This window comes from Allobosea sp. LjRoot237 (assembly GCF_964253285.1).
In the GTDB taxonomy this organism is placed as follows: Bacteria; Pseudomonadota; Alphaproteobacteria; order Rhizobiales; family Beijerinckiaceae; genus Allobosea.
Genome location: NZ_CAXUQP020000001.1, coordinates 5,021,600 through 5,045,317, shown reverse-complemented (window position 1 = coordinate 5,045,317; position 23,718 = coordinate 5,021,600). Strand labels below are relative to the sequence as shown.

The window sequence follows — 23,718 nt, the reverse complement described above, 5'->3', positions numbered from 1 at the left end:
GAGCAGCGCCTAAGCCGCCGGGCAGGCCGCTCCGCTATTCGCCCAGGCCTGCATCAACTCGCCGAACTGCGCATTCGTGCCCGGCACCGGCTGGCGGCCCTTGCCGGGGTTCCAGCCCCAGAGCACCAGCGTGTCGCTGGTGACATGCTTGACGATCGCCGCGAGGTCGCGGCTGCCGTTGCGGTTCTGGTCCTTGAGCTGCTCACAGATCTGGCCGAGCGTCTTGCCCTCCCAGGCCATCGAGGCCGGAGCCAGCGCCCAGTGACCGTCGCCGGGGATGCCGGCCGGGTCGAAGTTCTGCTTGCCATGGCAGGTGGTGCAGGCGAGGCCGGGCGCGCCGTGCCCGTCCTTGCCGCGCACGACCATGGGCTGGTGCGGCCGCCTCGCGTCGCTCTGGCGTGGCCGCTCCGTCGCCGGGTGGCAATTCATGCAGCGTGGATGCTGCAGCACCTTGCCCATCTCGGTGAACAGCGCGACCGAGCGGTCGCGCTGGTTGGCGATGCTGGTGAAACTTGCAGCGGGGCGCAGTGTCGCCCCGCCCGGCTGTGGCGCTGGTGCGGTCTGCGCCAGCGCGCTGCCGAGCAGCAGCGTGACGGCGGCTGCGGCGGTGGTAAGAGCGATTGACCGCATCACACCGTCCCTCCGACCATCGGCAGCGAGAGCGGCCGCCCGCGGCCCAGCCGCGCCAGCGCGTTCGCGACCGCCGGTCCGATCGGCGGCACGCCCGGCTCGCCGACGCCGGTCGGCTTCTCGGTCGAGGGTACGATCCTGACCTCGACCTCCGGCATCTCGTGGATGCGCAGCGAGCGATAGCTGTCGAAATTGGTCTGGACCGGCCGGCCCTGGTCGAGCGTCAGCTCGCCATAGAGGATGTGGCCGAGCCCGAAGCCGATGCCACCTTCCATCTGGGCGCGGATGATGTCGGGATTGACCGCGACGCCGCAATCGACCGCGCACCAGACCTTGTGCACCTTGGGCTCGCCGCCCTCGCCGAGCGAAACCTCGGCGATCTGCGCGACATAGGAGCCGAAGCTCTCGACCACGCCGACGCCGCGGGCGCGGCCGTCGACCGGCCCCGGCCCGTTCCACTTCGCCATTTCGGCCACCGCCTTCAGCACGCCGACAAGGCGCGGATGCTTGCCCATCAGCGCGAGCCGCCCGGCGACCGGGTCCTGCCCGGCCTCCTGCAGGAGCTGGTCGATGAAGCACTCGACCGCATAAGCGGTGTGGGTGTGGCCGACCGAGCGCCACCACAAGGTCGGCACGCCGACATCGACGGTGTGGAGGTCACAGCGGAAATCGGCGACTTCATAGGGCAGTTCGTTCGCCCCCTCGACCATCACCGGGTCGATCCCGTCCTTGATCATCGCCTCGAAGGGCGAGCCCTTCAGGAAGGACTGGCCGACGATCGCGGCGCTCCAGGCGGTGATCTTGCCGTCCTTCACCGCGCCGCGCAGGCGGTGCAGGAAGAGCGGGCGGTAATAGCCGCCAGAGAGATCGTCCTCGCGCGTCCGCACCAGCTTGACCGGCCGGTTCGGGCCGATTGCCTTGGCCGCCTCGGCGAGTTCGACCGCAAGCTCGGAGCTCGGCTGCGCGCGCCGGCCGAAGCTGCCGCCGCCCAGCAGCGTCTCGACCTGGACCTTTTCCGGCCCGAGACCGAGCACCTTGGCGATGACCTGATGGTCGATCGTCTGAAGCTGGCTGCCGAGGCGGGCAAGCGCGCCCTGCGCGTTCCATTCGAGATAGCCGTCAAGCGGCTCCATCGGCGCATGTGCCAGATAGGGGAAGACGTATTCGCTCTCGATCACCTTGTCGGCCTTGGCGAGCACCGCTTCGGCGTCGCCATGCTTGCCTGCGACCGTGCCTTCCGTCCGCGCCAGCTTGCGGTATTCGGCGATCAGCTCGCGGCTGCCGCGCTTCTCGGCGCCGCTCTCGTCCCAGGTCACCTTCAGCGCCTCGCGGCCTTTCAGCGCCGGCCAGGTTCCGGTCGCGTAGACGGCGACACCGGATGGGATCTGAAGGACATCGACGACGCCTTTCACCTTCGTCGCCGCGCTGGCGTCGAAGGAGGCGACCTTGCCGCCAAAGCGCGGCGGCCGGGCGAGGACCACCGTCAGCATGTCTGGCGTCTGGATATCGATGGTGAACTGCGCCTTGCCCGTCGACTTGCCCAGGCTGTCGAGGCGGGGGGCCGTGCCCTCCTTGCCGATCAGCCTGAACTGCGCGGGGTCCTTGAGCTTGACCTCGGCCGGGGCCTGGAGCTTGGAGGCGGCCTCGGCGAACTCGCCGAAGCGGCCCTGCTTGCCGGAGGCGTGCTTCAGCACGCCCTTCTCGACGGTGATCTCGCCAGCCGGCACCTTCCAGGCCTCGGCTGCCGCCTGCACCAGCATGGCGCGCGCCGTCGCGCCGGCCTTGCGCATCTGCTCATAGGAGTTGGCGATAGCGGTCGAGCCGCCGGTGCCCTGGATGCCGAAAGCGAGGTTGGCGTAGAGCTTGGGATCGGACGAGGCATGTTCGGCCCGCATCTGACCCCAGTCGGCGTCGAGCTCCTCGGCGACGAGGGTGGCGAGGCCGGTGAACGGGCCCTGGCCGAACTCGATATGCTTGACCAGCACCGTCACCGTGTCGTCGGCGGCGATCCTGACGAAGGCGTTCGGCGCGAAAGTCGCGGCACCGCCCGGCCGGAAGGCCTGCGCGGCGCCCGATTGCGCCCGGCCCGACTGCGACAGGCTGAGGCCGATGACGAGGGCGCCGGCGCCCTTCAGGAGATTGCGGCGGGAGAGGGAGATGTCGTGCGCGGTCATGGCTCAGCCCTCCAGCGTGCGTGCGGCGTCGTGGATCGCGGCGCGGATGCGGACATAAGTGGCGCAGCGGCAGAGATTGCCGTTCATCGCGAGGTCGATGTCGCGGTCGGTCGGCTTGCGGATCTCAGTGAGCAGCGCGATCGCGCTCATCACCTGGCCGGACTGGCAGTAGCCGCATTGCGGCACGTCGTGCTTGACCCAGGCGGCCTGCACGGCCTGCGCCTCCTTGCCGGCGAGCGCCTCGATCGTGGTGATCTTGGCTTCGCCTATGGCGGAGACAGGCATGGAACAGGAGCGCAGCGGCTGGCCGTCCATGTAGACGGTGCAGGCGCCGCACTGGGCTACGCCGCAGCCGAATTTGGTGCCGGTCAGTCCGATATTGTCGCGCAGCACCCAGAGCAGGGGAGTGTCGTCGTCGACATCGACGCGATGCGTCGTGCCGTTGATATTGATCGAGTGGACCATGGCTGCCTCGCAGGGTCGCTGGTCATGACGCAGCGCGGCGCCATGGCAGCCGGATCGAGGCTCGCTCGCAGGCCCGTTCTGACATATCAGAAGGCGAGCGGTGATCCGTCGTCTTGGGTCGCGCGACTAGACGAGTTAGACGTTTTGCGTCTAACTAGAATAGTCGCCGACAGTTTGGATTCTGTCAAGACTGCAAATGAGCGACCGCAGCGAAAGTTCCATAACGTCCGGCGAGGACGGCAAGGGCCGCATCGAGCAGATCGCGGAGGCGGCTCTGCGCCTCTTCGCCCGCTATGGCTACAAGCGCACCTCGATGGACGACATCGCGCGCGAGGCCGGTGTCGCCCGCGCCACGCTCTACCTCCATTTCAAAGGCAAGGACGACGTCTTCAGGGCCATGCTCGCGGGCCTCGGCAGCCAAGTCGAGACACGTTGCCGCGAGGCGCTGGCGACGCCGGGCCCGTTCTCGGAGCGGCTGGCCGCATTGATGGCGGCCCATCACGGCACCGCCTTCAGCGCCTTCAGCGCCGGCGAGCATCTCGGCGAGCTCAAGGCGGTGATGGTCAGCATTGCCGGAGCCGAGCTTGCCGCCTTCGAGGCGATCTTCATCGACCTCGCCCGCCAACTATTCGAGGATGCCGCCGCGCAGGGCGAGATTACGATCGAACGCAGCGGCCTTCCGCTGGATACCCTGATCGCGACGATCATGCGCTCAGCGGCCGGCGCGAAATATGGCGAGTTGCCGTCCTGCGAGGACTACCTGCTCCGCCTGCGCGAGATCGCATCGGTCTTCGCGGCCGCGGTTGCCAGGGACGGAGAGCCCCGAACCTGATCCCGGGCATCTTGGTCTTTAGGCATAAGCCTTTCGTCTAGAGGCGAGAGCTTCGCGTCCCGGGCATGGGCTTTTGCGCACACCCGCGCCGTTGACATGGGCGATATGCGCGGTGCAGCATGCCGGCCGGGGAAACCGAACAATCCAGCAATGGGCAAGGTTACGGGCGGATGTCTGAGGATATTATTCTATCAACCTCGGGCCTCACGAAGGAATTCGCCGGCTTCACAGCTGTCAGTGGCGTTGACCTTAAGGTCAAGCGCGGCTCGATTCATGCGCTGATCGGGCCGAACGGGGCCGGCAAGACGACCTGCTTCAATCTTCTGACCAAATTCCTGCCGCCGACGCGAGGGCAGATCGTCTATAACGGGCGTGACATCACACGCGAGAGGCCGGCGGAGATCGCCAGGCTCGGGCTGGTGCGCTCCTTCCAGATCTCGGCCGTGTTCCCGCAGCTCTCGGTCAAGACCAATGTCCGCGTCGCACTACAGCGCAAGCGCGGCGATAGCTTCGATTTCTGGCGCTCGGAGAAGGTGCTCTCTCCGCTCGATGCCGAGGCGCTGCGCCTCGTCGATGCCGTCGGCCTGTCGGCTTTCGCCGATCTGCCGGCGGGCGAGCTCTCCTATGGCCGCAAGCGCGCGCTCGAGATCGCGACGACGCTGGCGCTCGAGCCCGAGATGCTGTTGCTCGACGAGCCGATGGCCGGCATGGGCCGCGAGGACATCGAGCGCATCGAGGCGCTGATCCGCAAGGTCTCGAAGGACCGCACCATCCTGATGGTCGAACACAATCTCTCGGTCGTCGCCTCGCTCTGCGACCGCATCACCGTGCTCGCCCGCGGCCAGGTCCTGGCCGAGGGCGACTATGCCTCGGTCTCGAAGGATCCGCGCGTGATCGAAGCCTATATCGGATCGGGGGTCGGCCATGGTCACTGAAGCGGTGCTGGAGCGCCCTGCGACGGTGGGAGCCAAGCCATTGCTCGCGGTGCGCGGGCTCGAGGCCTGGTATGGCGAGAGCCATGTCCTGCACGGCATCGAGCTCGATGTCGGCGAGGGCGAGGTGGTGACGCTGCTCGGGCGCAACGGCGCCGGCAAGACCACGACGCTGAAATCGATCATGGGCGTGATCGGCAAGCGCAAGGGCTCGGTCACCTTCGCCGGACAGGAGACGATCTCGCTGCCCTCGCGCGCCATCGCCCGGCTCGGCATCGGCTATGTGCCGGAGGAGCGCGGCATCTACTCGACCCTCTCGGTCGAGGAGAACCTGCTGCTGCCGCCGCAGGTCAAGCCGGGCGGGCTCTCCGTCGAGCAGATCTTCACGCTCTTCCCCAACCTCAAGGAGCGCCTGCGCAGCCAGGGCACCAAACTCTCGGGCGGCGAGCAGCAGATGCTGGCGATCGGCCGCATCCTGCGCACTGGCGCCAACCTGCTGCTGCTCGACGAGCCGACCGAGGGCCTCGCGCCTGTCATCATCGACCAGATCGGCGCCACCATCCGCATGTTGAAGCAGAAGGGCTTCACCATCGTCCTGGTCGAGCAGAACTTCCGCTTCGCCCAGACCGTCGCCGATCGTCACTACGTCGTCGAGCAGGGTAAAATCATCGACATGATCCCCAATGCCGAACTCGACGCCAATATCGACAAGCTCCACAGCTATCTCGGGGTCTGACGCAAGGCGTCCAACAAGAACCGTCCGAACAAACGACATCTCAGGGAGACAGGAACATGCAGCTCAAGACATTGCTCGCGGCCACGGCGCTCGGCGCGCTGATGGCCTCGCCGGCGCTGGCGCAGCAGATCTCGGTCAAGGCCGGGGTGCTCAACGACCGCTCCGGCCTTTATGCCGACCTCTCGGGCGAGGGCTCGGTGATCGCCGCGCGCCTTGCGGTCGAGGACTTTAAGGCGGCCGATAAGGGCATCAAGGTCGAGATCGTCTCGGCTGACCACCAGAACAAGCCCGATGTCGGCTCGACCATCGCCCGGCAATGGTATGATCAGGACGGGGTCGACCTGATCCTCGACGTGCCGACCTCCTCGGTCGCGCTCGCGGTCAACCAGATCACCCGCGAGAAGAACAAGGTCCACATCAACTCCGGCGCCGCCTCCTCGGACCTGACCGGCAAGGCCTGCTCGCCGAACACGGTCCATTGGACCTATGACACTTACGCGCTCGCCCAGGGCACCGGCGGCGCCATGACCAAGGCCGGCGGCGACAGCTGGTTCTTCCTCACCGCCGACTACGCCTTCGGCCACGCGCTCGAGCGCGATACCTCGGCGGTGGTGACCAAGGCCGGCGGCAAGGTGCTGGGTGTGGTGCGCACGCCGTTCCCCGGCACGGACTTCTCGTCCTTCCTGCTGCAGGCGCAGGCGTCGAAGGCCAAGGTCATCGGCCTCGCCAATGCCGGCGGCGACACCATCAACTCGATCAAGCAGGCGGGTGAGTTCGGCATCGTCGCCGGCGGCCAGAAGCTCGCCGGTCTGCTCGTCTTCGCCACGGACGTGCATGCGCTCGGCCTGCAGACGGCGCAGGGGCTGGTGCTGACCGAGTCGTTCTACTGGGACACGAACGACCAGACCCGCGCCTGGTCCGAGCGTTTCGCCAAGCTCAACGGTGGCAAGAAGCCGTCCATGGTCCAGGCCGGCGTCTATTCCGGCATGCTGCACTATCTGAAGGCAGTCGAGGCGGCCAAGAGCAAGGATTCGGCCGCTGTCATGGCCAAGATGAAGGAATTGCCGACCGACGATCCGCTGTTCGGCAAGGGCTCGGTCCGCGTCGACGGCCGCAAGATGCACGACCTGTACCTGTTCGAGGTCAAGAAGCCGTCGGAATCGAAGGCGCCGTGGGATTACTACAAGCAGATCGCGGTGCTGAAGGCGGACGAGGCCTTCAAGCCGCTGGCCGAGAGCGAGTGCCCGCTCGTCAAGAAGTGACGGGCTAAAGGACAGCCCGCACGACACACTCTGCCGGGGCCGGTAGAGCCCGTTCCGATCAGCTTGCATCGCAAGCTGATCGGAAAAACGGTCTCTATCTCCAAGTTGGAGACGGATTCACCGATCAGGTTGTTCCAACCTGATCGGATCCGGCTCCAGGCCCCGGATCAGCTTTCACGGAATGGTCGATCGCATGTTCGAGCTCTTGGGTGTCCCGCCGCAGGCATTGTTCGGCCAGCTTCTGCTCGGCCTGATCAACGGCTCGTTCTATGCGATCCTCAGCCTCGGGCTGGCGGTGATCTTCGGCCTGCTCAACATCATCAACTTCACCCATGGCGCCCAGTATATGATGGGCGCCTTCGTCGCCTGGATGTGCCTGAACTATCTCGGCATCAACTACTGGGCGGCGCTGCTGCTGGCGCCGATCGCCGTCGGCATCACCGGCGTGGTGATCGAGCGCTTCCTCTTGAAGCGCATCGCCCATGTCGACCATCTCTACGGTCTGCTTTTGACCTTCGGCCTGGCGCTGATCATCCAGGGCGTCTTCCGCAACAATTATGGCTCCTCCGGCCTGCCCTACCAGATCCCGGCCGAGCTGCGCGGCGGCTACAATCTCGGCTTCATGTTCCTGCCGACCTATCGCGCCTGGGTCGTGATCGCCTCGCTCATCGTCTGCCTCGCCACCTGGTTCATGATCGAGAAGACCAAGCTTGGCTCCTATTTGCGCGCCGCGACCGAGAACCCGACCCTGACCCAGGCTTTCGGCATCAACGTGCCGCTGCTGGTGACGCTGACCTATGGCTTCGGCGTCGCGCTCGCCGCCTTTGCCGGCGTGCTCGCCGCTCCGATCTACTCGGTCAACCCGAACATGGGCGCCGACCTGATCATCGTCGTCTTCGCGGTGGTGGTGATCGGCGGCATGGGCTCGATCATGGGCGCGATCGTCACCGGCTTTTCGCTCGGCCTGGTCGAGGGGCTGACCAAGGTGTTCTATCCGGAAGCCTCGGCGACCGTGATCTTCATCATCATGGCGATCGTGCTTCTGGTGAAGCCGGCCGGCCTGTTCGGCCGCGCCGCGTGAGGAATTGAGATGGCAGACATCGCTTCCACCGACGCTCCCGCCGCCGGTCTCTCGATCGGAGAGATCGACGACGGCACGGCGCGGCTGCACCGCAACCTGATGATCGGCATCGCGGCCGCGCTCGTGATCGCGCCCTTCGTCGCCTATCCGGTCTTCGTGATGAAGGTGCTGTGCTTTGCGCTGTTCGCGCTCGCCTTCAATCTTCTGCTCGGCTACGGGGGGCTGCTTTCCTTCGGCCATGCCGCCTATTTCGGCATGGCGAGTTATGTCTCAGCCTACACGGCCAAGAACTGGGGCCTGACGCCCGAGCTCGCCATTCTCGCCGGCACGACGATCGCCGCCCTGCTTGGCCTCGCCTTCGGTGCGCTCGCGATCCGCCGCCAGGGCATCTATTTCGCGATGATCACGCTGGCGCTGGCGCAGATGGCGTTCTTCTTCTCGCTGCAGACGCCGCGCTTCACCGGCGGCGAGGACGGCATCCAGGCGGTGCCGCGCGGCAAGCTCTTCGGTCTGGTCAGCCTTGCCGACGACCGCGCGCTCTATTGGCTCGTCGCCGCGGTCTTCATGGGCGGGCTCCTGCTGATCTACCGCATCATCCACTCGCCCTTCGGCCAGGTCTGCAAGGCGATTCGCGACAACGAGCCGCGTGCGATCTCGCTCGGCTATCGCGCCAACCAGTACAAGCTTGCCGTCTTCGTGCTTTCGGCTGGGCTCGCTGGTCTCGCCGGGGCGACCAAGGCGATCGTCTTCCAGCTGGCCTCGCTCACCGACGTGCATTGGTCGATGTCGGGCGAGGTCGTGCTGATGACGCTGGTCGGCGGGCTCGGCACGGTCTTCGGCCCGATTGTCGGCGCCATCGTCATCGTCTCCATGCAGAACTTCCTGGCGACGCTCGGTGCCTGGGTCACGGTCGTGCAGGGCATCGTCTTCGTGATCTGCGTCCTGCTCTTCCGCGAAGGCATCGTCGGCGTCATCGCCAAATGGATCAAAAAGCCGCTGTGACGGCGGTGACTACCTGCCGAGCAGGTAGTCCGCCACGGCTGCCCGATCCTCTACACTGAGGCCCGTGGGCGGGCTCATCCAGCCGCCGGGCGCGACTGCGTCGGGATCGGCGAGGTAGGCCTTCAGCCGCTCCTCGTCCCAGCGGAGCCGTTGCGTCTTCGCGGCCCTGAACGCCGGCGAATAATCGAAGCCCTCAGCCGAACCGAGCACGCGCCCCTTCAATCCGGCAAGATGCGGCCCCGCCATGCCGGCCTTGGCCGGATCCAGGCTGTGGCAGGACTGGCAGGCCTTGAAGACGATTGCTCCCGCCGGCTCCTGCGCCTGCAGCGGTTCGGTCCGGGTCAGCGCGAGCGCAAAAAGCGCCGCAAGGCCGGCTCTCACGCCGGCTTCACCGTCTGGATGCGCACCAGCCGGTTGGTGCCGCTCTCGCCGCCCCAGGCTTCGCCGGAGCGCCCATCCATCTGGCGGACATTGGCGCCGGGCTTGTCGCTCGGGAAGCTGTTGAATTCCTCGTTCAGCGGGTCGAAGCGGACGATGCTGTTGAGCGCGAAGTCGGTCAGCCAGACCTTGTCGGCATCGTCGACATAGACCGAATAGGTCCGCGGCTTGTGACCGGGCAGCTTCCAGCCCTTCCAGCTGCCGCTTTCAGGATCGAACGATGAGACCTGTCCGGAATTCCACTCGCTGACCCAGATCCGGTTCCTCGAATCAGACCAGACTCGGCGCGCGCCCTGGCCCTCGGTCGGCGGGTCGACCACGGTAAAGGCGGCAGTCTCGGTATTCACGCGGGCAATGTAGTTGCCGGCGAGCGAGGCGAACCAGATCTCGCCGGCCGGCGTGCGCGTCATGCCATAGGGGCCGGCGCCGCGCGGCGCGTCGAAGATCTCCATCTTGCTGGATTTCGGATCGAGACGGCCGACGATGCCGTTCTGGCCGGTGAACCAGAGCACGCCGGTCTTGTCGAAGACCGGCGTGTTGAGATTGGCGCGCTCGCGGCCGGCGGGCAGCTTGAACAGGTCAACCTTGTGCGTCTTGTCGTCGACCCGGGCGATGGCGTTCTGGCCGCCCTCGGTGACCCAGGCCGCGCCATCCGGCCCGCGCACGACGCCGTGCGGAGCGGCGCCATCGCCGAGCGGGATCACCTTGGTCTGGCTGGTGCGCGGGTCGAAGCGACCGAGCACGCCATTGCGCTGGCCGCAGACCCAGAGCGTGCCGTCGCCGGCATCGGTGACGTCGCGCGAGCCCTTGATGTCGGGCACCTCGAAATAAGTGACGATGAACGGGCTGCCGGGCTGGGGTTGTCCGGTCGCCTCGGCGCTGCGCAGGATCAGATTCGGCACGGCCAGGCCGGCGAGGCCGAATTTCAGGAACGAACGGCGCAGCATGGGCGTCTCCTTTCGTTGTCGGCCGGCGAATGATCTGCCTGTCCAGGACAGACGTAAACCGACAACATCGTGAAACTGTGGCTGCGGTCGGACGGTTCCCTCTTCTCGTGTTCAGCGTTGCCGCTGGATACCTTCGGGCAGGGTCGAGACGCGCGCCATCTCGCCGCTGCGGAACACTGTGGGATCGGCGAGATAGTCCTGCGCCATCGCCATCGCGTCGGCGCCCCAGAAGACCTCGCCGTCGATCACCAGACTCGGCACGCCGAAGACGCCGGCGGCGACCGCCTCCTCGGTCGCCTGGCGCAGGCGGTCCTTGACGTCCTGCTCGCCGATCAATGCCAGGGCATCGGGCCGGCTGGCAGCTTCCGCCACTGCCGCCAGGGTTGTCGGATCATTAGCATCGCGTCCCTCGCCCCAGACGAGCCGAAAGGCGGCTGTGACTGCCGCCTCGTTGCCATCAAGCGCGGTCAAAAGGCGCAGCATGGCGAGCGGGTTGAAGGGATGGCTCGGCGGAAAGCGGAAGGGCACGCCCATCGCCTGCGCCGTGTGCGTTGCGAGCCTGTAGGTATGGGTGCGCTTGGGCGCGATCTCGGCCGGGCCGAGCTGGCCCCAGGCCTTGAGGACCCCGCCGAAGACGATCGGTTTCAGCACCACCGGCCGCTGCGCCCGGATCGTGTCGAGCCGCGTCAGCGCCAGATGCGCGAAGGGCGAGATGATGTCGAAATACCAGAGGGCGGGCTGAGGCATAGGCGGGCTCACTTGACCAGCTCGAGGGCGGCACGGAACTGGGGGTGCTCGGCCGAGCGCAACCACTCGAACACAACCATCTCGGTGGTGACGATCTCGGCGCCGTGCCGCTGTAACCTGCGCAAAGCCACCTCCTTGCTCTCCGGCGCACGCGAGCCGACGGCGTCCTGGACCACAAAGACGCGGCGCTTGTGCTCGAGCAGCGAGAGCCCGGTCTGGCCGAAGCAGACATGCGCCTCGCAGCCGCAGAGGATGAGGTCGTCATCACCGGCGATGGCCTCGATGAAGCCCGGCGCGGCACAGGCGTCGAAGCTCATCTTGGTGATCGCGGATGCGGCCTCGGCGAGTTCCGGAACCGTCGCCCCGAGCCCGGCAGGATTCTGCTCGGTCATCACGATCGGCACCTCGAGGAGCTTCGCCGCCGCGACCAGGCTGCCGGCATTGGCGAGGAGGCGCGGTCCGTCATGGATCGCCGGCATCAATCGCGCCTGGAAATCGATGATGACGAGGCGGGACCGCTTGGCGCTCATCAGAGGCATCGCTTTCATCTCCGCTGGAGCCGGTCGAGCTCGGTGTCGACATGGCGCTCCATCAGCGCGCGCGGCGAGGTGCCGAACATGCGGATGCGCTGCGTATGCGCCAGGAGCAGCACCCCGGAAGCATGGGCGAAGGCATCGGCCATGATCAAGTCGGCTTGCGTTTCATCGGCGCCGAGCGCCAGCGCTGCCGTTCGGATCGGCGCGAGGCTCGCCTCCAGTGCCTCGTTCAGCGCCCGGTCGCGCTCGCGGCCGAGGCCGTGCGGGCGCATGCCGCCACGGAACAGATAGAAGCCAAGATCGAGATCGCGCGGGTTCTCGGCGTAGAAGTCGAAGAAGGCGAGCGCGGCGGCCGAGAAGCGTTCGGCCGGGGTATCGGCGGCAGCGACCGCCGCATCGACCGCCGCCTGCAGTGCCGCGATCGAATGGCCGAGTACCTCGGCATAGAGCGCCTCTTTCGAGTCGAAATGGAAATAGAGCGCTGCCGGCGTGTAGCTGGCTTCGGCCGCGATCGCCCGCAGCGATGCGCCGTCCAGCCCCTCGCGCTCGAAAACCGTGCGCGCCGCGGCAAGAATGCCCTCGCGCTTGGCATCTGTCGCGGCATAGCGGCCGCGTTTCCGCTCTGCGGATCCCTCGCTCACTCTGGAACGCCTCCAAACCTCTTGACGAAAATCTAACGCCGTTCAATTTTAGGAACAACAACTTTTCGGGAGGAGGCTAGCATGCTGATGGACGCCGCCGGCTATCGCGAATCCCTGCGGGCCTATTCTCCGCGCCTCTTCGTCAACGGCCGCCGAATCGAGAACGTCGCCGACGAGCCGCTGCTGCTGCCCGGCATCAACGGCATCGGCGTCGGCTATGACCTCGCGCATGACCCGGCCCATGCCCCGATCATGACGGCGGTCGACGCCAGTTCGGGCAAGATCGTCAACCGGATGATCCATCTCAACCAGAGCTCCAGCGATCTCCTCGCCAAGCTCGAGGCCGTCCGGCTGATGTGCAAGATCGCCGGCTGCGCTGTCCGCTACCTGACCCACGACGCCTTCAACGGGCTGGGCCAGGCGACGGTCCGGGCCGACGCCAACCACGGCACCGACTACGCCCAGCGCTTCCAGGCCTATCTGCACGAAGTGCAGGAACGCGATCTCACCCTCGGCATCGCCATGACCGACGCCAAGGGCGACCGCTCGCTGCGGCCGGGCGCGCAGGCCAATCGCGATTCTTACGTCCACATCAAGGAGCGCCGGCGGGACGGCATCGTCATTCGTGGCACCAAGGCGATCGTCACCGGTGCGCCTTATGTCCACGAGTTCCTGGTGATGCCCTGCCGCACCCACGTCGAGGGCGACGAGGATTTCGCGCTCTGCTGCGCCGTGCCCTGCGATGCCGAGGGCGTCACCATCGTCGCGCGCCCGGCGGGGCGGCCGGGCGATCCGGCGGCGAAGTTCTCGGCGAAATACGGCCAGTCGACCGGTGCGGTGATGTTCGACGACGTCTTCGTGCCCTGGGAACGGGTGTTCCTTGCTGGCGAGATCGAGGAGGCCGGCTACCTCACCACCAGCTACGCCACCCATCACCGCCATAGCTGCATCGCGGCGCGGGCCGGCTTCGGCGACCTGCTGATCGGTGCCGGCGCGCTGATGGTCGAGGCCAACGGGCTCGACGCCGACAGGCATTCCCATGTCCGCGAGCAGCTGGTCGAGCTGATCACCATCACCGAGAGCTTCTTCGCCTGCGGCGTCGCGGCTTCGGTCTATTGCAGCAAGGACGCGTCGGGCGTGGCGATGCCGGACGCAGTTTTCGCCAATATCGGCAAGCTGCTGCTCGCTACCAAGATCTACGACATGCACAGGATCGCTCATTACGTCTCGGGAGGATTGATCGTGGCGCTGCCCGGCCCGGACGAGGACCACAACCCCGAGACCTCGGCCTCGCTTTCGGCGGTGCTGACCGGGCGGCCGGACATCCCCTATGAGCAGCGCGCCGAGATCGCCCGCTTCATCGAGGACCTCACCGTCTCCAAGGAGGCCGGCTGGTACTCGGTGATCTCGCTGCATGGCGGCGGCTCGCCCGAGGCGATGAAGCGCGAGATCTGGCGCAACTACCCGGTGATGGAGAAGGTCGCGCTGGTCGAGAGCCTGCTCGATCGCGGCGTGCTCGCCGATGGCTCGCGCGTCTCGAAGCAGCCCGGCCGCTGCTGCGTGACCGGCTGCGAGGTCCCAGAGCGCATGACGATAGAGGAGGCGGCGGAATGAGGCGCCTTCCCTCCCCCTTGTGGGGAGGGACTGAGGGTGGGGGGCGGACGACTGGGTTCCCCGTGCACCCAGTCATTCGCCCCCCATCCCTCTCCCTTCCCCACGAGGGGGAAGGGAAGCGCGTGGCCGATTGCTGTCGCGCAGAAGCGATCGAATAGGAAGCTGCATGTCGAACGCCCACACCACCCATCAGGTCCTCAACCAGGCCCGGCCCGCCATAGGCTGGAACGCCTTCTCCGGCGACGCGGTGCTGCAGGGCATCGTCGCCCGCGGTGCGCCCTGGGTCGCCGCCAAGGCTGCCGCACTGGGCGCCCATGCCGGCGATGCCGAGGTGCAGGAACTCGCCCGTCTCGCCAACCGCCATGGCCCGGAGCTTCGGAGCCATGACCGGTATGGCAACCGTACCGACTGGATCGAGTTCCATCCGGCCTGGCATGAATTGATGGCGCTCGCCTTCGCCCACGAGGTGCCCTCGCTCGCCTGGACGACGAAGGAGGCGAACGGCCACCTCGGCCGTGCGGTGCTGTCCTATCTCTGGAACCAGATCGAGCACGGGACGGGGTGCCCGACTGGCATGACCTATGCCGCCTATCCCGGTCTCGCCCAGCCGGAATTCGCGCTCTGGCGGCAAAAGATCACCTCGGGTCGCTATGACAAGCGCCCGCTACCGGTCGCGCAGAAGACGGGCGCCAGCATCGGCTACGCGATGACCGAGAAACAGGGTGGCTCCGACCTGCGCCAGACCCAGACCACGGCCCGCTTCCTCGAGGATACGCCGGAGGGCCGGGTCTATCTGATCACCGGGCACAAATGGTTCTTCTCGGTGCCGCAATCGGACGGGTTCTTTACTCTGGCGCAGACCAAGAGTGGTGTCTCCTGCCTGTTCTGCCCGGGTTTCCTGCCTGATGGCAGCCGCAACCGGCTGCAGATCCAGCGGCTGAAGGACAAGGCCGGCAACCGCTCCAATGCCTCCTCGGAAGTCGAATTCCGGGAGTGCCTGGGCTGGCTCGTCGGCGAGGAGGGCGCCGGGATCAAGGAGATCCTAAGCCACGCCCATCTCACCCGGCTCGATTTCGCCGTCGGCTCGGCCGGGCTGATGCGCCAGGCGTTGACGCTGGCACTGAACCACACCCAATCGCGCAAGGGCTTCGGCTCCTCGCTCGCTGAGCAGCCGATGATGACCAATATCCTCGCCGATCTCGCCATCGATTCCGAGGCCTCGACGCTGATGGCCTTCAGGGTCGCTGCCGCGACTGATGCGATGGAGACGTCGGAGGACGAGCGCCATCTCGCCCGCGTCACCACCCCGCTGGCGAAGTTCTGGAACTGCAAGCGAGCCGCCGCCTTCGTCGTCGAAGCCCTGGAATGCCATGGCGGCAATGGCTTCATCGAGGAGAACCCGATGGCGCGACTCTATCGCGAGGCCCCGCTCAACGCGATCTGGGAGGGCACCTCGAACATGATGTGCATGGATGTGCTGCGCGCCTTCAACCGGGAACCCCGCACCAAGGAGGCCTTCATGGCCGAGGTCGGCGCGGCGCGCGGCGCCAACCGTGCTCTCGACCGCTGGCTCGACCGGCTCGGCGACGAGGCGGCCAAGCCGCGCAACGATGATGGCCATGGCCGCCGGCTCGCCAACCTCATGGCCTATGCACTGCAGGCCTCGGAGCTCAGGAAGCACGCCGACGAGGCGGTGTTCGAAACCTTCTGCCGCTCGCGGCTCGACGCCGACTGGGGTTATGTCTTCGGCACGCTCGATCCTTCGCCGGAGCTGGCGGGAATCGTGCGGCGCGCGACCGTGGCGCATGGCTAGGCGAGGTGCGTGACCGTCGGAACGGGCGCGCCATCCCCTCTCCCCTTGCGGGAGAGGGTTAGGGTGAGGGGTCGCGCGACGCTGATCGTCGGTACCTCTCAGCTGCTAACGCTTCAGACCAGCGCGACCCCTCATCCGGCCCTGCGGGCCACCTTCTCCCGCAGGGGGAGAAGGGGACGATGCGGCAGCCGGTCGGTTCTACAGAAAACACGCACCCCAAGCCCATTCCCTCGCGGGGAATGGGCATCCCACCAACCCTATGCGCGTGTTCGGACTCGCTGCGCCTTTAGGCGGCGCAGCAGGCATGGACCTTCGGCTGGTCCTCATACTCGTCATGGCGCTTGATGAAGCTCAGCGTCGAATTCTCGTTGCGGCCCTTCGGGGCGCGGTCGAGGATCATCAGCGTGCCGAGCATCTCCTCGCCGCCACGGGAGTAGGACGAGTAGGTATGGAAGACCTCGCCGGCCTCGTTGCGGATGAAGGCGCTCGTGCCTGGCAGCTCGTCATGGGCCTGCTCGGCCGGTGTCTGCGCGAAGTTGTAGAACACCGGGCCCTTGGCGAGCTCCTCCCTGCTGAAGGAGACATGGAAGTCGAAGTTGAAATCGCTGCCGAAGGACGAGACCCAGGGGAAGCTCCAGCCCATGCGCTGCTTGTAGGCCTCGATCTTGGCGAGCGGCGCGCGCGAGACCACGACCAACGTGACGTCGTGATTGTTGAGATGCGCCAGCGTGCCGTCGAAATGGTCGGCCATGAAGGAGCAGCCCGGGCAGCCGGCATCCCAGTCAGGTCCGAACATGAAATGGTAGATCACCAGCTGGCTGCGGCCGTCGAACAGCTCGGCCAGGGTTTTCTTCCTCGCCGGCGTGTCGAATGTGTAATCCTTGTCGACCTTGACCCAGGGCAAAGCGAGGCGCTCTGCATTGATCTCATCGCGCAAACGGGTGAACTCTTTCTCGCGGCTGAGCAGGGTCTTGCGCGCGTCCAGCCATTCGGAACGGGAAACAATCTGATGCTCCATCATCGCCTCCTTGCAGCATCCAGCCCCTCAGCCTAAGCTAAGTAAGTTGATATCAACATATCTGAACGATGTCAAAATCATTGGAAGCACCGCTCGAAGCCCTCGTCCCCTTCGCCACGACGCTGCACGTGCGCGATCATTGCCTGTGCCTGCATGTCCAGCGTGCGGCCCGCGCGCTGGCGCGGCTGTTCGACGAGGCGCTGCGCCCGGTCGATCTGACCAATCAGCAATTCTCCCTCCTGATGTCGCTGAACCGGCCGGAACCGCCGCCGATCGGTCCGGTCGCGAACCTGCTCGGCATGGACCGGACCACGCTGACCGCGGCGCTGAAGCCGCTCGAACGCCGCGGCCTCGTCGACGTGATGCCGAACGAGAAGGACCGGCGCAGCCGGCTCCTGGCAATTACGCCTGAAGGAATTGCCCTGCTCGCCCGGGCCATGCCGATCTGGCGGCGCACGCATGACGCGGTCGACGCCCGCCTCGTCGACGTCGTCGAGCCGACCAGGCTCAGGCAGGCGCTGCTCGCCGTGTCATAGCCGCGCCACATCGCCTCGTCCCGTTGCCGACGCATCCGACAGGTGATGCCGACCCAAGGAGCACGACATGCCCCAGATGATCTTCGTCAACCTGCCGGTGAAGGACTTGCCGAAATCGATCGCCTTCTTCGAGGCGCTCGGCTTCTCCTTCAACCCGCAATTCACCGACGAGACCGCCGCCTGCATGGTGATCAGCGACACGATCTTCGCGATGCTGCTGACCCATGAGAAGTTCGCCAGCTTCTCGCCGAAGCCGATCACCGACACCAGCCAATCGCTGCAGGTCCTGATCACGCTCTCGCGCGAGAGTCGCGAGGCGGTCGATGCGATCGTCACGGCGGCGCTTGCCGCCGGCGGCACGACCACCGACGAGCCGAAGGATTACGGCTTCATGTACGACCACAGCTTCCTGGACCTCGACGGCCATGCCTGGGGGGTGATGTGGATGGACCCAAGCGCGGTGCAGGGGTAGCGGGGAGCCAAGGCGAAAAAGCCGGCTATCCGGATTTAAGAGTCGAATCCGTGTCCAGTCCTCTTCACCTCCCGCAGGAGGCTTCAGCTGGGGCCAATCAGCTCTGATGCCCTTGTCAGGCATCAGAGTGTCCAATCCTGGATCTCCAGCCCTGGGACTCGCGCAAACTCATCCGTGTTGTTGGTGATGAGTGTGAGGTTGCGCGCTCGAGCCTGACCGGCAATCAGCACGTCATAGGGACCGATCTGCGTTCCCTGCCGCGCGAGATTCGCCCGGATCTCCCCGGCGACGCGGGCATCCTCGCGGTCGAGATCGAGAATGGCGAGGTCGGCGAACAGCAACCGCAGGGTTTCAAGATTGAATGCAATCTTCTGGCTCCGATAGGCGCCGTAGTAGAGCTCATGCGTGACCACGGAGGATACGGCCAGCGAGCCGGGCTCGGCGGCTTGGACCCGCTGGAGCAACGCATCGGACCGGCGCGCGAGCAGCGCGATCACGGCATTGGTGTCAAGCAGCCGGAGGATCAAGGAAATATCCGATCGAGATCGGGCCGGTCCTGATCCTCGCCCTGGTCACGGCCTGCGGCCATGAAGTCCGAGCTGACGCCGCGATCGATGGCTGCGCGCAGCGAAGCCCAAGGTCGGCTTGTGTCGGGCTTTGGGCGCAGGATCACGGCGTCGCCCTCGCGTGAAACCTCGACCTCATCGACATCGAAGCGGAAATCCCTGGGAAGGCGTACGGCTTGCGAATTGCCGGATCGGAAGACTTTCGCGATAGGGGGCATGGAGGGCCTCATGTATATACTTAGAAGTATATACTTTCATACGCTGCTGACGACAAGAGCGTCTGATCCCACTAGCCCAAAAAATCGGGGGCGCGGCATTGCTGCCGCGCCCCTTTCGCACGTCCGAGCCGGGAGGAGGGGACTCAGCCGCGCTTCGGGGGAGACGCTGGCCAGCTCTTGATCAGCGTGTCGTAGTCGATCGTTTCGCCCTTCGGCTTCTCATTCGTGAGCTTGCGCTGCGGCGCGAGCGTGCCGGCCTTCTCGGCCTTGGCGAACCACTCTTCCGCCGTGGTGCGCGGGTTGAGCTTCGGCCCGCAATCGCCCTGCACGCCGGAGCGCTCGAGCCGCTCCATCACTGAGTCCTGCGCCGCTGCGAGCGCATCCATCGCCGCCTGCGGTGTCTTGGCGCCGGAGGAGGCGTCGCCGATGTTCTGCCACCAGAGCTGAGCGAGGCGCGGATAGTCCGGGACGTTGTTGCCGGTCGGAGTCCACTGCACGCGCGCCGGCGAGCGGTAGAACTCGATCAGCCCGCCGAGCTGCGGGGCGCGCTCGGTGAAGCTCTTGTCCCAGATGTCGCTCTCGCGGATGAAGGTCAGGCCGACATGGCTCTTCTTCAGGCTGACCGTCTTGGAGACGATGAACTGCAGGTAGAGCCAGGCCGCCTTGCGGCGCTCGACCGGGGTCGAGTTCAGCAGGGTCGCCGAGCCGGCGTCCTGGTAGCCGAGTTTCATGCCGTCCTTCCAATAAGCACCCTTGGGCGAGGGCGCCATCCGCCATTTCGGCTTGCCGTCCGAGCTCATCACCGGCAGGCCGGGCTTGACCATGTCGGCAGTGAAGGCGGTGTACCAGAACATCTGCTGGGCGATCGTCCCCTGCGCCGGCACCGGGCCCGACTCGCCGAAGGTCATGCCTTGCGCCTGCGGCGGGGCGTATTTCTTCAGCCAGTCGACATATTTGGTGATCGAGTAGACCGCGGCCGGGCCGTTGGTGTCGCCGCCGCGCTCGACCGCGGAGCCGACCGGGCGGCAGCCCTCCATGCGGATGCCCCATTCGTCGACCGGCAGGCCGTTCGGGATGCCCTTGTCGCCATTGCCGGCCATGGAGAGCCAGGCGTCGGTGAAGCGCCAGCCGAGCGACGGATCCTTCTTGCCATAGTCCATATGGCCGAAGACCTTGGTGCCGTCGATCTCCTTGACGTCGTTGGTGAAAAACTCGGCGATGTCCTCATAGGCCGACCAGTTCACGGGAACGCCAAGATCGTAGCCGTACTTGGCCTTGAACTTCTCCTTGAGGTCAGCGCGCTGGAACCAGTCATAGCGGAACCAGTAGAGGTTCGCGAACTGCTGCACCGGCAGCTGGTAGAGCTTGCCGTCCGGCCCGGTGCCGAAGGACTTGCCGATGAAGTCGTCGATATCGAGCTGCGGATTGGTGACGTCCTTGCCCGGCCCGACCATCCAGTCGGTCAGGTTGGTCGCCTGTTTGTAGCGGAAATGCGTGCCGATCAGGTCGGAATCGTTGATCCAGCCATCATAGATGTTCTTGCCGGACTGCATCTGCGTCTGGATCTTCTCGACCACGTCGCCTTCCTGGATCAGGTCGTGCGTCAGCTTGATGCCGGTGATCTCGCTGAAGGCCTTGGCCAGGGTCTTGGCCTCGTATTCATGCGTGGTGATCGTCTCTGAGACGATGTTGATCTCCATGCCAGCGAAGGGCTTCGCCGCATTGATGAACCACTCCATCTCCTTCTGCTGCTGCTCCTTGGAGAGCGTCGAGGGCTGGAACTCGCTGTCGATCCATTTGCGTGCCTCCTCGGGGCCGGCGAGGGCCGGTCCGGCGGCGAGCGCGAGCGCGAACAGGCTCGCGCCGGCGAGGCTGGCAACGGTCTTGCTGGTGAGGGTCCTGCTGAGCGTCGTCATCGTTGTCCTCCGATGTTTCCCTGGGGTGCCGCCCCTTCTCCGGGGTCGGTCGTTTCTTGTTGTTGGGCTTGCCTCCTCAGACGAAGCGGAACACCGCTGCGGCATAGAGGAGCGCGAGGCCGGAAGCCCACCACAGCGGCTGGCCGACGATCCCGAGCCAGGCGAGGTGAATGAAGGCGCTGCCGAGCAGCGATATGAAGAGCCGGTCGCCGCGCGTGGTGGCGATGCCGAGCACGCCGACGCGCTCGGTCTCGGGCCGGAAGACCGCAAGCAGCGTCAGGATCAGGAGCAGGCTGGCGATTCCGGCGAAGAAGACGCCGGTCTGCCAGGTCCAGGCCATCCAGTTAAGTTCCATCACACCCTCCCCAGGGCGAAGCCCTTGGCGATGTAGTTGCGGACGAACCAGATCACGAGCGCGCCGGGGATCAGCGTCAGCACGCCGGCCGCGGCGAGCACCCCCCAGTCCATGCCGGCGGCCGAGACCGTTCTGGTCATGGTCGCGGCGATCGGCTTGGCGCTGACGCTGGTCAGCGTGCGCGCCAAGAGCAGCTCGACCCAGGAGAACATGAAGCAGAAGAAGGCGGCGACGCCGATGCCGGACGCGATCAGCGGCATGAAGATCTTCACGAAGAAGCGTGGGAAGGAATAGCCGTCGATCGCCGCGGTCTCGTCGATCTCGCGCGGCACGCCGGACATGAAGCCCTCAAGAATCCAGACCGCCAGCGGCACATTGAACAGACAGTGCGCGAGCGCCACCGCGAGCGGGGTGTCGAACAGGCCGATCGCCGAATAGAGGTTGAAGAAGGGCAGCGCGAACACCGCCGGCGGCGCCATCCGGTTCGAGAGCAGCCAGAAGAACAAATGCTTGTCGCCGAGGAAGCGGTAGCGCGAGAAGGCGTAAGCCGCCGGCAGCGCAAACGCCAGCGAGAGCACCGTGTTCAGCGCCACATATTGCAGCGAGTTGATGTAGCCGTTGTACCAGCTCGGATCGGTGAAGATCTTGGCGTAGTTGTCGAAGGTGAAGGTCCGCGGCCAGAGCGTCAGCGCGTTGGTGATCTCGGTGTTGGTCTTGAAGCTCATGTTGACGAGCCAGTAGATCGGCAACATGAGCGCGATCAGGTAGAGGACAAGGATCAGCCGGCCGCCGCGCATCAGCCCCTCCCCGCGTCAACGTCGGCCCGCGCATCGGCGGCGGTCATCACCGTGTAGAACACCCAGCACACCGCGAGGATGATCAAATTGTAGACGATCGAGAGCGCCGCCGCCTTGCCGAGGTCGAACTGCCCCAGCGCGAGCTTGACCAGCTCGATCGACAGGAAGGTCGTCGAATTGCCGGGGCCGCCGCCGGTGACGACGAAGGGCTCGGTGTAGATCATGAACGAGTCCATGAAGCGCAGCAGAACGGCGATCAGCAGGACACGGCTCATCTTCGGCAGCTGGATGGTGCGGAACACGGCCCAGCGCGAGGCGCCGTCGATGCGCGCCGCCTGGTAATAGGCGTCGGGGATCGACTTCAGGCCGGCATAGCAGAGCAGCGCCACCAGCGATGTCCAGTGCCAGACATCCATCACGATGATGGTGAACCAGGCGGCGATCGGGCTGGCGACATAGTTGTAGTCGATGCCGAGGCCGTTCACCGCCGCGCCGAACAGTCCGATGTCGCCGCGCGCGAAGATCTGCCAGATCGTGCCGACGACGTTCCACGGGATCAGCAGCGGCAGCGCCATCAGCACCAGCGTCGCCGAGACCGTCCAGCCCTCGCGCGGCATCGACAGCGCCACCAGGATGCCGAGCGGGATCTCGATAGCGAGGATGATTCCCGAGAAGGCGAGGTTGCGCCAGAGCGAGTCGTAGAAGCGCGAGCCGAGATCGCTCTTGGGATCGAGCAATTCGGCGAACCAGCCGACGCCATTCCAGAAGAACTGGTTGTTGCCGAAGGAATCCTGAACCGAATAATTCACCACGGTCATCAGCGGGATCACCGCCGAGAAAGCGACGATCAGCAGCACCGGCAGGACAAGCAGCCAGGCCTTCTGGTTGACCGGCTTCATGGCTGGCCTCCAGCGAGCGCTTCGCCTTTGACCAGGTGGCCGTCGCTGTAGATGTGGATCTGGCCCGCTTGCAGCGAAAGCGCGGCCTGATCGCCATCGAAGCTCGCGCCTTCCGGCACGCTCGCGGCGAGCTTGAGGCCGCCGAGATCGACGCGGGCGATGCGGGCGCGGCCGATGTCGTCGATCCTGGCGATTCTGACCGGAAGTCCGGCGCCGCTTGGCGCGAGCGTCGCGTATTCCGGCCGGATGCCGAGTTCGACCTTGCCGGCGAGCGCCGGATAATGCCGCGCCAGCGCGATCTCCTGTCCGGCGAGGTTCGCACGCGCGCCCTCGACGACGCAGGGCAGCACGTTCATGCCGGGCGAGCCGATGAAATGGCCGACGAAGGTGTGGGCCGGGTGCTGGAACAGCTCCTCCGGCGTGCCGGTCTGGACCACGCCGCCATCATGCATCACCACGACCGTGTCGGCGAAGGTCAGCGCCTCGGTCTGGTCATGGGTGACGTAGATCATGGTGAGGTCGAGCTTGCGGTGCAGCTCCTTCAGCATCGAACGCAACTGCCATTTCAGATGAGGATCGATGACGGTCAAAGGCTCGTCGAACAGGATCGCGGCGACGTCAGGCCGCACCAGCCCGCGCCCGAGCGAGATCTTCTGCTTGGCGTCGGCGCCGAGCCGGCTCGCCTTGCGGTCGAGCGCCGCGCCTAAGTCGAGCAGGCCGGCGATCTCGGCGACGCGGGCCTCGATCTCAGCCCGCGCCACGCCGCGATTTTTCAGCGGGAAGGCAAGGTTCTCGCGTACCGTCATCGTGTCGTAGACGACAGGGAACTGGAAGACCTGGGCGATGTTGCGCGCTTCGGTCGGCAGTTTCGTCACATCGACGTCGTCGAACAGGATGCGCCCGCGCGTCGGTACGACGAGGCCGGAGATGATGTTGAGCAGCGTGGTCTTGCCGCAGCCGGACGGGCCGAGCAGGGCATAGGCGCCGCCCTGGCGCCAGACATGGTCGACCTCGCGCAGGGCATAGTCCTGCGGGCCCTGCGGGTTGGGCTTGTAGGCATGGGCCAGCTTGTCGAGCGTGATCCTGGCCAT

The 23,718-nt window shown here is 65.9% G+C and carries 26 protein-coding genes; 10 read left to right on the top strand and 16 right to left on the bottom strand.

What is annotated here, in order from left to right:
• Nucleotides 1-9: 9 nt before the first annotated feature.
• Genes ACSQ24_RS24545 through ACSQ24_RS24535 form a run of 3 tightly spaced genes read right to left on the bottom strand, consistent with a single transcriptional unit; the run spans nt 10 to nt 3,269 of the window.
• Nucleotides 10-630, bottom strand: coding sequence for an Isoquinoline 1-oxidoreductase subunit (locus tag ACSQ24_RS24545; RefSeq protein ID WP_436097212.1), 621 nt, complete (start codon nt 628-630; stop codon nt 10-12).
• Nucleotides 630-2,804, bottom strand: coding sequence for a molybdopterin cofactor-binding domain-containing protein (locus tag ACSQ24_RS24540; RefSeq protein WP_436097211.1), 2,175 nt, complete (start codon nt 2,802-2,804; stop codon nt 630-632). The genes ACSQ24_RS24545 and ACSQ24_RS24540 overlap by 1 nt, the downstream gene beginning before the upstream one ends.
• 3 nt (nt 2,805-2,807) lie before the next feature.
• On the bottom strand, nt 2,808-3,269 hold the full coding sequence (locus ACSQ24_RS24535) for a (2Fe-2S)-binding protein (protein ID WP_436097210.1): 462 nt from the start codon (nt 3,267-3,269) through the stop codon (nt 2,808-2,810).
• 196 nt (nt 3,270-3,465) lie between these two features.
• Between ACSQ24_RS24535 and ACSQ24_RS24530 the strand changes: the two genes are divergently transcribed.
• The 6 genes from ACSQ24_RS24530 (at nt 3,466) to ACSQ24_RS24505 (ending at nt 9,114) form a co-directional block, all read left to right on the top strand.
• Nucleotides 3,466-4,101, top strand: coding sequence for a TetR/AcrR family transcriptional regulator (locus ACSQ24_RS24530; protein ID WP_436097209.1), 636 nt, complete (start codon nt 3,466-3,468; stop codon nt 4,099-4,101).
• Nucleotides 4,102-4,271: 170 nt separating this feature from the next.
• Nucleotides 4,272-5,036 carry an ABC transporter ATP-binding protein gene (locus ACSQ24_RS24525; RefSeq protein ID WP_436097208.1) on the top strand — a complete coding sequence of 255 codons (765 nt, stop codon included), beginning with the start codon at nt 4,272-4,274 and terminating at the stop codon, nt 5,034-5,036.
• Entirely contained in the window at nt 5,026-5,769 is a 744-nt protein-coding gene (locus ACSQ24_RS24520) for an ABC transporter ATP-binding protein (RefSeq protein ID WP_436097207.1), read from the top strand. The genes ACSQ24_RS24525 and ACSQ24_RS24520 overlap by 11 nt, the downstream gene beginning before the upstream one ends.
• 56 nt (nt 5,770-5,825) lie before the next feature.
• A complete protein-coding gene (locus ACSQ24_RS24515; RefSeq protein ID WP_436097206.1) occupies nt 5,826-7,031 on the top strand; it encodes an ABC transporter substrate-binding protein in 1,206 nt (401 codons plus the stop codon).
• 193 nt (nt 7,032-7,224) lie between these two features.
• The gene (locus tag ACSQ24_RS24510) at nt 7,225-8,112 is read left to right on the top strand and encodes a branched-chain amino acid ABC transporter permease (RefSeq protein ID WP_436097205.1); all 888 of its coding nucleotides are present in this window, start codon (nt 7,225-7,227) and stop codon (nt 8,110-8,112) included.
• 9 nt (nt 8,113-8,121) lie between these two features.
• The gene (locus ACSQ24_RS24505) at nt 8,122-9,114 is read left to right on the top strand and encodes a branched-chain amino acid ABC transporter permease (protein ID WP_436097204.1); all 993 of its coding nucleotides are present in this window, start codon (nt 8,122-8,124) and stop codon (nt 9,112-9,114) included.
• A gap of 9 nt (nt 9,115-9,123) precedes the next feature.
• On the opposite strand, the gene ACSQ24_RS24500 is transcribed toward ACSQ24_RS24505, so the two are convergent.
• The 5 genes from ACSQ24_RS24500 to ACSQ24_RS24480 form a co-directional block, all read right to left on the bottom strand.
• Nucleotides 9,124-9,495: a c-type cytochrome gene (locus ACSQ24_RS24500; protein WP_436097203.1), complete on the bottom strand. Its 372-nt coding sequence runs from the start codon at nt 9,493-9,495 to the stop codon at nt 9,124-9,126.
• Nucleotides 9,492-10,499 carry a Vgb family protein gene (locus tag ACSQ24_RS24495; protein WP_436097202.1) on the bottom strand — a complete coding sequence of 336 codons (1,008 nt, stop codon included), beginning with the start codon at nt 10,497-10,499 and terminating at the stop codon, nt 9,492-9,494. Before ACSQ24_RS24495 ends, ACSQ24_RS24500 begins: the two co-directional genes overlap by 4 nt.
• Nucleotides 10,500-10,610: 111 nt before the next feature.
• Nucleotides 10,611-11,246: a 2-hydroxychromene-2-carboxylate isomerase gene (locus tag ACSQ24_RS24490; RefSeq protein ID WP_436097201.1), complete on the bottom strand. Its 636-nt coding sequence runs from the start codon at nt 11,244-11,246 to the stop codon at nt 10,611-10,613.
• 8 nt (nt 11,247-11,254) lie between these two features.
• Nucleotides 11,255-11,785, bottom strand: coding sequence for an isochorismatase family protein (locus ACSQ24_RS24485; RefSeq protein WP_436097200.1), 531 nt, complete (start codon nt 11,783-11,785; stop codon nt 11,255-11,257).
• 5 nt (nt 11,786-11,790) lie between these two features.
• Nucleotides 11,791-12,423, bottom strand: a complete 633-nt coding sequence (locus ACSQ24_RS24480) for a TetR/AcrR family transcriptional regulator (protein ID WP_436097199.1) — start codon at nt 12,421-12,423, stop codon at nt 11,791-11,793.
• Nucleotides 12,424-12,504: 81 nt separating this feature from the next.
• On the opposite strand from ACSQ24_RS24480, the gene ACSQ24_RS24475 reads away from it, so the two are divergent.
• Together ACSQ24_RS24475 and ACSQ24_RS24470 are read left to right on the top strand one after the other, a co-directional pair.
• The gene (locus tag ACSQ24_RS24475) at nt 12,505-14,037 is read left to right on the top strand and encodes a 4-hydroxyphenylacetate 3-hydroxylase family protein (RefSeq protein ID WP_436097198.1); all 1,533 of its coding nucleotides are present in this window, start codon (nt 12,505-12,507) and stop codon (nt 14,035-14,037) included.
• 166 nt (nt 14,038-14,203) lie between these two features.
• The gene (locus ACSQ24_RS24470) at nt 14,204-15,850 is read left to right on the top strand and encodes an acyl-CoA dehydrogenase family protein (RefSeq protein WP_436097197.1); all 1,647 of its coding nucleotides are present in this window, start codon (nt 14,204-14,206) and stop codon (nt 15,848-15,850) included.
• A 286-nt stretch (nt 15,851-16,136) separates the two neighbouring features.
• Here ACSQ24_RS24470 and ACSQ24_RS24465 read toward each other — a convergent pair whose 3' ends face one another.
• Nucleotides 16,137-16,868, bottom strand: a complete 732-nt coding sequence (locus tag ACSQ24_RS24465) for a DUF899 domain-containing protein (RefSeq protein WP_436097196.1) — start codon at nt 16,866-16,868, stop codon at nt 16,137-16,139.
• A 68-nt stretch (nt 16,869-16,936) separates the two neighbouring features.
• On the opposite strand from ACSQ24_RS24465, the gene ACSQ24_RS24460 reads away from it, so the two are divergent.
• Complete coding sequence (locus ACSQ24_RS24460) at nt 16,937-17,404, top strand: MarR family winged helix-turn-helix transcriptional regulator (protein WP_436097195.1); 468 nt, start codon at nt 16,937-16,939, stop codon at nt 17,402-17,404.
• Between the two features lie 67 nt (nt 17,405-17,471).
• Complete coding sequence (locus ACSQ24_RS24455) at nt 17,472-17,876, top strand: VOC family protein (RefSeq protein ID WP_436097194.1); 405 nt, start codon at nt 17,472-17,474, stop codon at nt 17,874-17,876.
• A 122-nt stretch (nt 17,877-17,998) separates the two neighbouring features.
• Here the strand turns inward: ACSQ24_RS24455 and ACSQ24_RS24450 are convergent, their stop codons facing one another.
• The 7 genes from ACSQ24_RS24450 to ACSQ24_RS24420 all read right to left on the bottom strand — a co-directional run bounded on the left by ACSQ24_RS24450 (nt 17,999) and on the right by ACSQ24_RS24420 (nt 23,718).
• Nucleotides 17,999-18,403 carry a type II toxin-antitoxin system VapC family toxin gene (locus ACSQ24_RS24450; protein ID WP_436097193.1) on the bottom strand — a complete coding sequence of 135 codons (405 nt, stop codon included), beginning with the start codon at nt 18,401-18,403 and terminating at the stop codon, nt 17,999-18,001.
• A complete protein-coding gene (locus ACSQ24_RS24445) occupies nt 18,400-18,660 on the bottom strand; it encodes an antitoxin (protein WP_436097192.1) in 261 nt (86 codons plus the stop codon). The genes ACSQ24_RS24450 and ACSQ24_RS24445 overlap by 4 nt, the downstream gene beginning before the upstream one ends.
• A 143-nt stretch (nt 18,661-18,803) precedes the next feature.
• Nucleotides 18,804-20,576 carry an ABC transporter substrate-binding protein gene (locus tag ACSQ24_RS24440; protein ID WP_436097191.1) on the bottom strand — a complete coding sequence of 591 codons (1,773 nt, stop codon included), beginning with the start codon at nt 20,574-20,576 and terminating at the stop codon, nt 18,804-18,806.
• 76 nt (nt 20,577-20,652) lie between these two features.
• Entirely contained in the window at nt 20,653-20,931 is a 279-nt protein-coding gene (locus tag ACSQ24_RS24435) for a DUF2160 domain-containing protein (RefSeq protein ID WP_092157416.1), read from the bottom strand.
• Nucleotides 20,931-21,728 carry a carbohydrate ABC transporter permease gene (locus ACSQ24_RS24430; protein ID WP_436097190.1) on the bottom strand — a complete coding sequence of 266 codons (798 nt, stop codon included), beginning with the start codon at nt 21,726-21,728 and terminating at the stop codon, nt 20,931-20,933. Before ACSQ24_RS24430 ends, ACSQ24_RS24435 begins: the two co-directional genes overlap by 1 nt.
• Nucleotides 21,728-22,627: a carbohydrate ABC transporter permease gene (locus tag ACSQ24_RS24425; RefSeq protein ID WP_436097189.1), complete on the bottom strand. Its 900-nt coding sequence runs from the start codon at nt 22,625-22,627 to the stop codon at nt 21,728-21,730. Before ACSQ24_RS24425 ends, ACSQ24_RS24430 begins: the two co-directional genes overlap by 1 nt.
• Nucleotides 22,624-23,718 carry an ABC transporter ATP-binding protein gene (locus ACSQ24_RS24420; protein ID WP_436097188.1) on the bottom strand — a complete coding sequence of 365 codons (1,095 nt, stop codon included), beginning with the start codon at nt 23,716-23,718 and terminating at the stop codon, nt 22,624-22,626. Before ACSQ24_RS24420 ends, ACSQ24_RS24425 begins: the two co-directional genes overlap by 4 nt.

What these genes read in the sequence shown, in the direction of transcription:
- ACSQ24_RS24545 (WP_436097212.1), bottom strand. Translation starts at nt 630, where the DNA reads ATGCGGTCAATCGCTCTTACCACCGCCGCAGCCGCCGTCACGCTGCTG.
- ACSQ24_RS24540 (WP_436097211.1), bottom strand. Translation starts at nt 2,804, where the DNA reads ATGACCGCGCACGACATCTCCCTCTCCCGCCGCAATCTCCTGAAGGGC.
- ACSQ24_RS24535 (WP_436097210.1), bottom strand. Translation starts at nt 3,269, where the DNA reads ATGGTCCACTCGATCAATATCAACGGCACGACGCATCGCGTCGATGTC.
- ACSQ24_RS24530 (WP_436097209.1), top strand. Translation starts at nt 3,466, where the DNA reads ATGAGCGACCGCAGCGAAAGTTCCATAACGTCCGGCGAGGACGGCAAG.
- ACSQ24_RS24525 (WP_436097208.1), top strand. Translation starts at nt 4,272, where the DNA reads ATGTCTGAGGATATTATTCTATCAACCTCGGGCCTCACGAAGGAATTC.
- ACSQ24_RS24520 (WP_436097207.1), top strand. Translation starts at nt 5,026, where the DNA reads ATGGTCACTGAAGCGGTGCTGGAGCGCCCTGCGACGGTGGGAGCCAAG.
- ACSQ24_RS24515 (WP_436097206.1), top strand. Translation starts at nt 5,826, where the DNA reads ATGCAGCTCAAGACATTGCTCGCGGCCACGGCGCTCGGCGCGCTGATG.
- ACSQ24_RS24510 (WP_436097205.1), top strand. Translation starts at nt 7,225, where the DNA reads ATGTTCGAGCTCTTGGGTGTCCCGCCGCAGGCATTGTTCGGCCAGCTT.
- ACSQ24_RS24505 (WP_436097204.1), top strand. Translation starts at nt 8,122, where the DNA reads ATGGCAGACATCGCTTCCACCGACGCTCCCGCCGCCGGTCTCTCGATC.
- ACSQ24_RS24495 (WP_436097202.1), bottom strand. Translation starts at nt 10,499, where the DNA reads ATGCTGCGCCGTTCGTTCCTGAAATTCGGCCTCGCCGGCCTGGCCGTG.
- ACSQ24_RS24490 (WP_436097201.1), bottom strand. Translation starts at nt 11,246, where the DNA reads ATGCCTCAGCCCGCCCTCTGGTATTTCGACATCATCTCGCCCTTCGCG.
- ACSQ24_RS24485 (WP_436097200.1), bottom strand. Translation starts at nt 11,785, where the DNA reads ATGCCTCTGATGAGCGCCAAGCGGTCCCGCCTCGTCATCATCGATTTC.
- ACSQ24_RS24475 (WP_436097198.1), top strand. Translation starts at nt 12,505, where the DNA reads ATGCTGATGGACGCCGCCGGCTATCGCGAATCCCTGCGGGCCTATTCT.
- ACSQ24_RS24470 (WP_436097197.1), top strand. Translation starts at nt 14,204, where the DNA reads ATGTCGAACGCCCACACCACCCATCAGGTCCTCAACCAGGCCCGGCCC.
- ACSQ24_RS24465 (WP_436097196.1), bottom strand. Translation starts at nt 16,868, where the DNA reads ATGGAGCATCAGATTGTTTCCCGTTCCGAATGGCTGGACGCGCGCAAG.
- ACSQ24_RS24460 (WP_436097195.1), top strand. Translation starts at nt 16,937, where the DNA reads ATGTCAAAATCATTGGAAGCACCGCTCGAAGCCCTCGTCCCCTTCGCC.
- ACSQ24_RS24455 (WP_436097194.1), top strand. Translation starts at nt 17,472, where the DNA reads ATGCCCCAGATGATCTTCGTCAACCTGCCGGTGAAGGACTTGCCGAAA.
- ACSQ24_RS24445 (WP_436097192.1), bottom strand. Translation starts at nt 18,660, where the DNA reads ATGCCCCCTATCGCGAAAGTCTTCCGATCCGGCAATTCGCAAGCCGTA.
- ACSQ24_RS24440 (WP_436097191.1), bottom strand. Translation starts at nt 20,576, where the DNA reads ATGACGACGCTCAGCAGGACCCTCACCAGCAAGACCGTTGCCAGCCTC.
- ACSQ24_RS24435 (WP_092157416.1), bottom strand. Translation starts at nt 20,931, where the DNA reads ATGGAACTTAACTGGATGGCCTGGACCTGGCAGACCGGCGTCTTCTTC.
- ACSQ24_RS24430 (WP_436097190.1), bottom strand. Translation starts at nt 21,728, where the DNA reads ATGCGCGGCGGCCGGCTGATCCTTGTCCTCTACCTGATCGCGCTCATG.
- ACSQ24_RS24425 (WP_436097189.1), bottom strand. Translation starts at nt 22,627, where the DNA reads ATGAAGCCGGTCAACCAGAAGGCCTGGCTGCTTGTCCTGCCGGTGCTG.
- ACSQ24_RS24420 (WP_436097188.1), bottom strand. Translation starts at nt 23,718, where the DNA reads ATGGCCAGGATCACGCTCGACAAGCTGGCCCATGCCTACAAGCCCAAC.